This window comes from Paenibacillus darwinianus (assembly GCF_000598065.1).
Lineage (GTDB): Bacteria > Bacillota > Bacilli > Paenibacillales > Paenibacillaceae > Paenibacillus_I > Paenibacillus_I darwinianus.
The window spans coordinates 18,166-25,796 of sequence record NZ_KK082157.1; the positions used below are offsets into that span (position 1 = coordinate 18,166).

Below are 7,631 nucleotides of genomic sequence, written 5' to 3' on the forward strand. Positions count from 1 at the left end.
CGGCCGGCTCCTCCGCCGTTTCAACCGTACCGGATTGCCGTTCCGGACGCGACCCTCGCGGCGTTGGCGGACGAGCTTGCCGCAATCCCTCTGGAACAAAGGCTGCATAAGGACGAGGATTGAGGAGGACAGGCGAGGGCAACCGGACATGATACAGGACAGGCAGCGGCGAATTGAAAAGAGAAAATACGAATCGGAAAGCAGGGTTAACCGATATGAGCATCCGGCTGCCGAAGCCGTTTCTGGATAAAATGGAGCGCCTGCTCGGAGACGAGTACGGCGAATGGCTTGTTTCCTACGAGCATAAACGTCGTTATGGCCTGCGCGTCAACACATTGAAACTGACACAGCAAGCATTTTTGCGGATGACGCCATGGGCGGAGCGGCTCACGCCGATCCCCTGGACGTCCGAAGCGTTCTACTATGAAGAAACCGACCGACCCGGTAAACACCTGCACTATCATGCGGGTCTCTACTACATGCAGGAGCCGAGCGCGATGGTGCCGGCGGAGCTGCTCCAGGTCAAGCCCGGCGACCGAGTGCTGGATTTATGCGCCGCGCCTGGGGGAAAGTCGACGCAGCTGGCAGCCAAGCTGCAGGGCGTCGGCTTGTTGGTGTCCAACGACAATGCCCGGGAACGCACGAAGGCGCTGGCGAAAAATATCGAGCTGGCGGGCGTCCGCAACGCAATTGTGCTGAACGAGGAGCCGGCGGCGCTGGCGGGGGCGTTCGGCGCTTTTTTCGATAAAGTGCTGGTAGATGCGCCGTGCTCGGGGGAAGGGATGTTCCGCAAGGACGAATCGATGATCGCCCAATGGGAGAAGCATTCGGTGGAGCGTTGCTCGCTGATGCAGCGCGATATTCTGAAGCATGCGGCCGAGCTGCTGGCCCCCGGCGGTACGCTGGTCTATTCGACCTGCACGTTCTCTCCGGAGGAAAATGAAGCTCAGATCGCCGCCTTGCTTACCGCTCGCACGGATATGGAAGTCGTTCCGGTCGAGCCCGAATACGGCTGGATGTCCGGTCGGCCGAATTGGGCTTCGACAGAAGCTGCGGAAGCGCAGGGCGAACCGGCACCGGACTTGTCGCCCGAGGCGGTGCGGGCCGTAGCCGGCACTGTCCGGCTTTGGCCGCACCGCGTTGCGGGCGAAGGGCATTACGCCGCAGTGCTGCAAAAAAGCGCGGAGGAAAGCGAAGAGCGGCCGGCATTCGATGCTGACGGCGAATCGCGCGCATCCGGGACGGCAGAGAGCCGCTCCCAATCGGGCCGGCTGAATGAGAAAGCCGCCTCCGAACCGGCAGAAGCGGGCGGACGAGGTGGAAAGGACGGACGGGGCGGCAGCGGCATCGAGCAGGACAAGCTGCGCTCCAGACGGGAGAGCGGCCGCGATAAGGATCGCGGGCGGCACAAACCGGGGCGGTATGATGGAACGATCAGCGAGACAGACACGCTCGCGATGTGGCGGGCGTTCTCGGCCCGAACGATCCCGGACGCAAGCGCATGGCCCGGCCGGCTGACGGCTTTCGGCTCCAGAGTATATCTGCAGCCGGAAGGATTGCCGGCTTTGGCGGGCTTGAAGCTTGTCCGCGCGGGCTGGTATCTCGGCACAGCGGGGGCGCACCGGTTCGAGCCTTCACAGGCTTTGGCAATGGGGCTTAAGAAGGCCGAAGCGGCGCTGGCGCTCGATCTCGATGCCGACGGGGAGGACGCCTTGCGTTATTTAAAGGGCGAGACGTTGCATATCGAAGCTTCCAGGCTGGAAGGAACCGCCGTCGACGGCGGACCGGCGAGCGGGCATGTGCTGGTGTGCGCAGACGGTTATCCTCTTGGATGGGGCAAATGGAGCGACGGCATGCTGAAAAACGAGCTGGCGCCCGGATGGAGGCGGATGTCATGACCAAACGGATGCGGCTGGATAAAATGCTGGCCAATATGGGCTGCGGCACGCGAAGCGAAATCAAGACGGCCGTCCGCCAGGGCAAAGTCACGGTGGGCGGCTTTACGGTGCAGGACAGCGGGCTGCAGATCGATCCGGAGGCCGATGAGGTTGAATTCGACGGGCAAAAGGTACGGTTCCGCGAGGTCGTGTATTTGCTGATGAACAAGCCGCAAGGCGTCGTTTCGGCAACGGAGGACACCCGCGAGAGGACCGTGCTGGATTTGCTGAAGCCGGAGGATCGGGTGCTGCAGCCTTTTCCGGCAGGGCGGCTCGATAAGGACACGGTGGGATTGCTGCTGCTGACCAACGACGGGCGGATGGCGCATGAGCTGCTATCTCCCCGCAAGCATGTCGACAAAACGTACGAAGCGCTGGTCAGCGGAACGGTGGACGAAGCGGACCGCCAGGCATTCGCCGCCGGCGTGACGCTGGATGACGGCTATGTGACGATGCCTGCGGAGCTTACGGTACTGCGGACAGACGCCCATTTCGATGCGGGGACGGAGCCCGTGTCCGAAATTTCGCTGACGATCCGGGAAGGGAAGTTCCACCAGGTCAAGCGCATGTTCGAGGCGGTCGGCAAAAAGGTGCTGTTCCTGAAACGGGTGGCGATGGGTCCGTTGAAGCTGGATGAGCGGCTGGCGCCCGGTTCGTACCGGGAGCTGTCGGCGGAGGAGCTGGAGGCGCTGAAGTCGCTGAAGTCGCATCGGGGGCGCGGGCGGTAGTAGGCTGTCCGGGCTGCGGCAGACACCGCAGCGGAATCGCATAAAGACGATCGCACAGTAGTAGCCGGCTCAAGCTTTAAGTGTGTTGGCTGCACGGCAAAAACCGCCGTGGGCGTTATGCCTCGGCGGTTTTTCGCTTTTTACGGTTGGATCGTTACAGCACGACTGCGCGTGCAATGATAACCAGCAAAATGAACAGAACCAAGATTACCCCTGCAGATGTAAAACCGCCATATGCTCCCATTTCCCAATTCCTCCCGGTCAATGTTTGTTTTCCGTTCCGGCCTTTGACCGCATCGCAGCTCGTTTGCCTTTCGGAATACTTTATTTTATGATGGCAGGAAGGAACGGTTTGGACGTATAACCCTGTTCGCATTGAACTGGTTGTTTGTCCAGTGCGGCTATGCCGGTAAATGTGGTTTTTCGCATAGGCTTCAGACAGGCGGCATTGTATTCCGCTTGTTCCGTCATGGCCTGCGAAGCCCTTTGGGCAGATGATTCTTGACCTGTCCGGCGCTGGATTTGCCCCAGCCGAGCGGCTGTCCGTTCACCGCGACCAGGCCCCAGCCGGAGGAGCCGGGCCTGGCGGGAAGCGTCTCTCCCCGCAGGTAAGCGGAAAGCTCGGGGGCGTCCGGCGGGTAAGACTGCACCCATGCTGCGGCTCCGGCTGTTGTGTGCATGGCCAGCGCATATGCGGGCTCGAAGCGGCCTTTGCGGATATCGCCGAGATGCAGCCCGGGCCGGGCGACGCGCAGGCCCTGCAAATCCGTCTCGCCGAACCGGCCCCGGCTGTCGTGCGGCAGCCAATACAAGGCGTCGCCGAAGCGCAGCGGCGCGCCCAGTCCGAGTCCGGCAAAGCCGGGCAGCGCATCTGCGGCAAAACGTTGAAATAAGGCCAGATCGGCGCTTGCGACGGGCGCGCCATTGCCGCGGTTTTTTCTGCCGGCGGGGACCGAGTTTGTGCGCCGGCAGAGGGTCGCGTCCCGGTCCGCCTCGGCCAGTCCGTCATTTGACTTGGCGAGCAGGGCCACGAAGTGGCCTTCTCCGCGTTCGAGGTGCGGCCAGATCCGCTCGCTGCGGCGCAGCTCGAAGGAAGGGTGACGCGCGAGGAATGCGGCGATCGTGTCCTCGTTCTCCACACGGTTGAACGTACAGGTGGAATAGACGAGCGCGCCGCCCGGCTTCAGCATCGCGGCCGCATGATCCAGAATGTCCGCCTGGCGCGCGGCGCACATGTCGACATGTGCCGGCGACCATTCGTTGACCGCATCCGGATCTTTGCGGAACATGCCTTCCCCCGAGCACGGAGCGTCCAGCATGATCCTGTCGAAAAAGGCCGGGAAGCGGGCGGACAGCCGGTCCGGCGGCTCGCTGGTCACGACGGCGTTCCGGATGCCGAGCCGCTCCACATTTTCGCTTACGATCTTTGCGCGGGCCGGGTGGATCTCATTGGCGATCAGCAAGCCGGAACCGTTCATCTTACCGGCGATTTGCGACGTTTTGCCGCCGGGAGCGGCGGCCAGATCGAGCACCGTTTCGCCCGGCGCAGGCGCCAGCAGCTCGGCCGCCGACATGGCGGACGGCTCCTGTATATAATAAAGGCCGGCCGCGTGATACGGGTGCTTGCCCGGACGTGACGCCTCGGAATAGTAGTAGCCGGTGGGACACCAGGGAACGGGCTCGAGCTGGAAAGCCTGCTCCATCTCGCGGAACGCCGCTGAGCCGCTGACCGTCTTTAACGGGTTTAACCGCAGGCCGTACGCGCGCTCGCCCTGGAAGCTGCGCAGAAAAGCTTCCGCTTCGGGCAAGCCGAGCAGTTTTGTCATTTGTTCGATATAAGGTGGGGGCAAGGCCACAGGTCAGCCCTCCTTTTTAGTCGCCGGTCATCGTCAGCACCGATTATACCAGACTTTGCCCAATAGCCGAAAATGCAAAAAGGCCCGTCCGCATGAGAAGGGCCGTTCATTCCTGCCGCGCAAGCGTCAGTAAAGCGAGATGGTCAGCGTATCTTTCTCATTAATCGCATGCAGGGTCGCCTCGCTGCCCGATATTTCGACGCTGATCAACGAGCGGATGCAGTTCTTGACCGCCGTTTTGCCGGTTTCGAGCTTCCGGTTCAATACCTCGCCTAATTTGTCGAGCGCTTTTTTATTGTTGGATTCATTCAGATATACGGGAATAATTTTATTTTGAAGGGAGATCATCGTTTTCATCTGTAACATCACTCCTTACATTTTCCGATCTGACCTTAGTATAACGAATAAATATTAAAAGTGTCTTAAAATTTAGAAGCCATTTGTCTGAAAAAGCGGTATTTTTCAAAAAATGTTCACATTTTGGCGAATGATGCTCTAGTCTATTGTCCGATGGGCAAACGTTTGAAACCGCTGGCGCGGCTGTTAAGTATTAAAGAGGGATCTTGTCTCGAGGAGTGGATATGATGAAAATCCGTATGCGTGTAATGGCAGCCGTCGTGCTGGTCGCCTTGCTGTCCGGCTGCTCGCTTTTGGAAGGCGTTAAACAGATTGACCGGACGCTGGATTATACCAATGAGGCCGCCTCCTACGTTGCCGATGCGGCGGCTTGGGCCGAGTCGATCCCTGCCATGGCCGCAAGCGCGGCTACCGACCCGGCAGCAAGGGATGCTCTGATTCGAGAACTGGAGGGCATTCAGAGCCGGATCTCGCAGTTCAACGGACTGAACGCTCCGCAGGCTGCGCAGAAAATTCACGAGCAGATCGTCGGCTACAACGAAACGCTGCAGCAGGATATCGGCGTCTATTTGGAGAAGCTAAACGGGGATATTCAGAATTTCGATCAGGCATACCTCGATTCGGGCATTGACCGGACGCTGGAGCAATTAGCCCGATTGATCGGAGCTGTTCGAAATCTGGGCAATGAATAGGCGGGGTCGCCGGGAAGGAACGGTCGAATCGTGAAGCTGACTATTATCGACGCAGGCTTGACTTTTTCAAAAGAGGACGGCTATGTCGGCTATGTGCATTTTGAAGCGGAAGGCCATAAGGAGCCCTATGAAATGACGCTTCAGAAAAAGAACGGCAAGGAATGGTCGTATGGCCTGTTTTTCCTGAACGCTTCGGGCGGGGAGGAGCAGCTTTTCGAGGTCGAGGAGTTGCTCGAAGAAAGCGACGAGGCTTTTGACGAGCTGATCACGGCTGCGAAACGAACATTGGACAAATCGTAAGCGGCTCCGAACCGAAAAATCACGCCCTGCGGGACGTGATTTTTTTCATTTTCTTCACGCCCCATATTGTGGAAAGGAACAAAACAACTTACAATAAACATACACAGGGACCGGACGCAAATGCACCTATTCGCCAAGAATCTGAGAAGAAGGAGGCATGAGGCTTGTTTAAACCCGAACGTTAATGGGTAATGAGATAGAAGAATCTCGCCTGTACGGTTATCTTCCGCAACTTCACGTTGGAGGGTGAACGAAAAATGGATACTATAGTCGTGAAACGCGCTTCGTTGAAGGAAGTCGATTACGTAAACGATCTATTCGACCAATATCGAATATCGGGCAGAAGATGCACGACGACTTTACCCGGGAGAGACGATCTGGAGGAAATGCTGGAGGGCCAGGGCTATATCGTTCTGGTCGCCGTCAAACCATACCGGGGCGTGCTGCATTATCTCGGCTATGCGCAGTTGTCGCCCGTCGTGTCCGGTGACGGGGAGAAGGATTGGGGGCTGGGCGAGCTGTTCGTGCTGCCGGAGGCTCAACAAAATGGAGTTGAGAAAGCGCTTTTAACCGCTGTGATGAATTACACGAAGCGGAAGGATGCGCTTGAATTGCTTTCAGAGGCCGCGAGCCACAGCGACACCATTAAGGAATTATACGAATCGATGGAATATGCAGGCAACGCCTGATCGCTTCGGATGTGTATAAAGCGGCTTCGAACTCCTGCGGGGAGGCGGAGCCGCTTTTTTGGTGCGGCGCGCCGTTCATTGGGCGCAGAAGGCGGCGAATTGAGATCAATGATCCTGCAAAATGTTTCCTGTATGGCGTCTTACGTGTTACACTTAGAGAAGGACGGCGGTTTTCTCGACGTTCCGATTCGCTCGATTCCATGACCGGGAGGTATCGCAATGGACAATTGCATGCTGGCAAGCAAGCCGGCTCTCAACCTGGCGGGCATCAGCTATTCCGGACCGTATTCAACGTTCCCGGACGAGGCGATCCGCCTGCAGGGCGACTTTCTGTCGCGCAAGCATGAGCTTAACGACTCCGTGAAGTCGCCGGTGCTGTTCAGCCCGTATTTCGGAAACGAGGTGTTTGCAACTTATTGGGCTTGCAGCGAGGTGCACCACCTGGAAGAGATTCCGGAAGGGATGGTGCAATTCACGATTCCCGAGCATGATTATGCCGTAGTCGCGACGACGAACAAAAGGATCGGCGAAGGCTACGAGCAATTGTTTGCCTGGATGAATGAGCGGAAGTTGGAGAAGTCTGAGAATGCGCTGGCCATTGAAGTATTCTACATTGACGATCATTTGGACGAGGAGCCGGTGGAGCTGTGGATACCGGTGAAAAACGTTCGGGAATAGAAAGAAAGCGGCGGCGCGGCCGCCGCTTTTGTTTGGTGCGGTCATTATGTTCAAAAATCAAGCGATAACCGACGCCCGAAAGATGCTGGCCGACCGGCTGGCGGCCATGGAAGACGAACTGTATGCCGTGGAGGTGCCGGATCGGTAAGCCGCTCAGTGGTTGCCGGCCGATGCTTTTATACGTGGCGGCCGATAGGCCGTCACTTTATTTTTACCGCTTTCCTTGGAGGCGTACATGGCCTTGTCGGCTTGCTTGAGCGCCTCCTCGACGGAGACGCCCTCCGCCATACTGCTCCAACCGATGCTGAGCGTGACCGGTGTCTCCGCCTCTACGCGCATGCGTATCGCCTCCGCCACATCGGCGGGCTTCAGGCCGGGGCGCGCAACGGCGGCG

Annotated in this window: 11 protein-coding genes; 7 read left to right on the plus strand and 4 right to left on the minus strand. The window is 58.5% G+C overall.

Annotation, left to right across the window (positions count from 1 at the left end; translation table 11 throughout):
- The first annotated feature begins 215 nt into the window (after positions 1-215).
- Both BG52_RS07740 and BG52_RS07745 read left to right on the plus strand, forming a co-directional pair.
- On the plus strand, positions 216-1,898 hold the full coding sequence (locus tag BG52_RS07740) for an RsmB/NOP family class I SAM-dependent RNA methyltransferase (protein ID WP_036583446.1): 1,683 nt from the start codon (positions 216-218) through the stop codon (positions 1,896-1,898).
- Complete coding sequence (locus BG52_RS07745) at positions 1,895-2,665, plus strand: pseudouridine synthase (protein ID WP_036583449.1); 771 nt, start codon at positions 1,895-1,897, stop codon at positions 2,663-2,665. The genes BG52_RS07740 and BG52_RS07745 overlap by 4 nt, the downstream gene beginning before the upstream one ends.
- Before the next feature lie 154 nt (positions 2,666-2,819).
- On the opposite strand, the gene BG52_RS16440 is transcribed toward BG52_RS07745, so the two are convergent.
- The 3 genes from BG52_RS16440 to BG52_RS07755 form a co-directional block, all read right to left on the minus strand.
- Positions 2,820-2,909 (minus strand): YjcZ family sporulation protein, encoded by a 90-nt coding sequence (locus BG52_RS16440; RefSeq protein ID WP_223298946.1) that lies wholly within the window; start codon positions 2,907-2,909, stop codon positions 2,820-2,822.
- Positions 2,910-3,132: 223 nt separating this feature from the next.
- Positions 3,133-4,521, minus strand: a complete 1,389-nt coding sequence (locus BG52_RS07750; RefSeq protein WP_036583451.1) for an RsmB/NOP family class I SAM-dependent RNA methyltransferase — start codon at positions 4,519-4,521, stop codon at positions 3,133-3,135.
- Between the two features lie 126 nt (positions 4,522-4,647).
- Positions 4,648-4,878 carry a hypothetical protein gene (locus BG52_RS07755; protein WP_036583454.1) on the minus strand — a complete coding sequence of 77 codons (231 nt, stop codon included), beginning with the start codon at positions 4,876-4,878 and terminating at the stop codon, positions 4,648-4,650.
- A gap of 227 nt (positions 4,879-5,105) precedes the next feature.
- Here BG52_RS07755 and BG52_RS07760 point away from each other — a divergent pair, with 227 nt between their 5' ends.
- The 5 genes from BG52_RS07760 (at position 5,106) to BG52_RS15640 (ending at position 7,385) form a co-directional block, all read left to right on the plus strand.
- Complete coding sequence (locus BG52_RS07760; RefSeq protein WP_051587759.1) at positions 5,106-5,570, plus strand: DUF6376 family protein; 465 nt, start codon at positions 5,106-5,108, stop codon at positions 5,568-5,570.
- Between the two features lie 30 nt (positions 5,571-5,600).
- The gene (locus BG52_RS07765; RefSeq protein WP_036583457.1) at positions 5,601-5,870 is read left to right on the plus strand and encodes a hypothetical protein; all 270 of its coding nucleotides are present in this window, start codon (positions 5,601-5,603) and stop codon (positions 5,868-5,870) included.
- Between the two features lie 257 nt (positions 5,871-6,127).
- Positions 6,128-6,559: a GNAT family N-acetyltransferase gene (locus BG52_RS07770; protein ID WP_036583459.1), complete on the plus strand. Its 432-nt coding sequence runs from the start codon at positions 6,128-6,130 to the stop codon at positions 6,557-6,559.
- A 219-nt stretch (positions 6,560-6,778) separates the two neighbouring features.
- Positions 6,779-7,237, plus strand: a complete 459-nt coding sequence (locus BG52_RS07775; RefSeq protein WP_036583461.1) for a GyrI-like domain-containing protein — start codon at positions 6,779-6,781, stop codon at positions 7,235-7,237.
- A 46-nt stretch (positions 7,238-7,283) separates the two neighbouring features.
- The gene (locus BG52_RS15640; protein WP_144340765.1) at positions 7,284-7,385 is read left to right on the plus strand and encodes a DUF2164 family protein; all 102 of its coding nucleotides are present in this window, start codon (positions 7,284-7,286) and stop codon (positions 7,383-7,385) included.
- A gap of 5 nt (positions 7,386-7,390) precedes the next feature.
- Here the strand turns inward: BG52_RS15640 and BG52_RS07780 are convergent.
- Positions 7,391-7,631: GGDEF domain-containing protein (locus BG52_RS07780; RefSeq protein WP_144340766.1), on the minus strand; the 241-nt coding region annotated here is incomplete at its 5' end.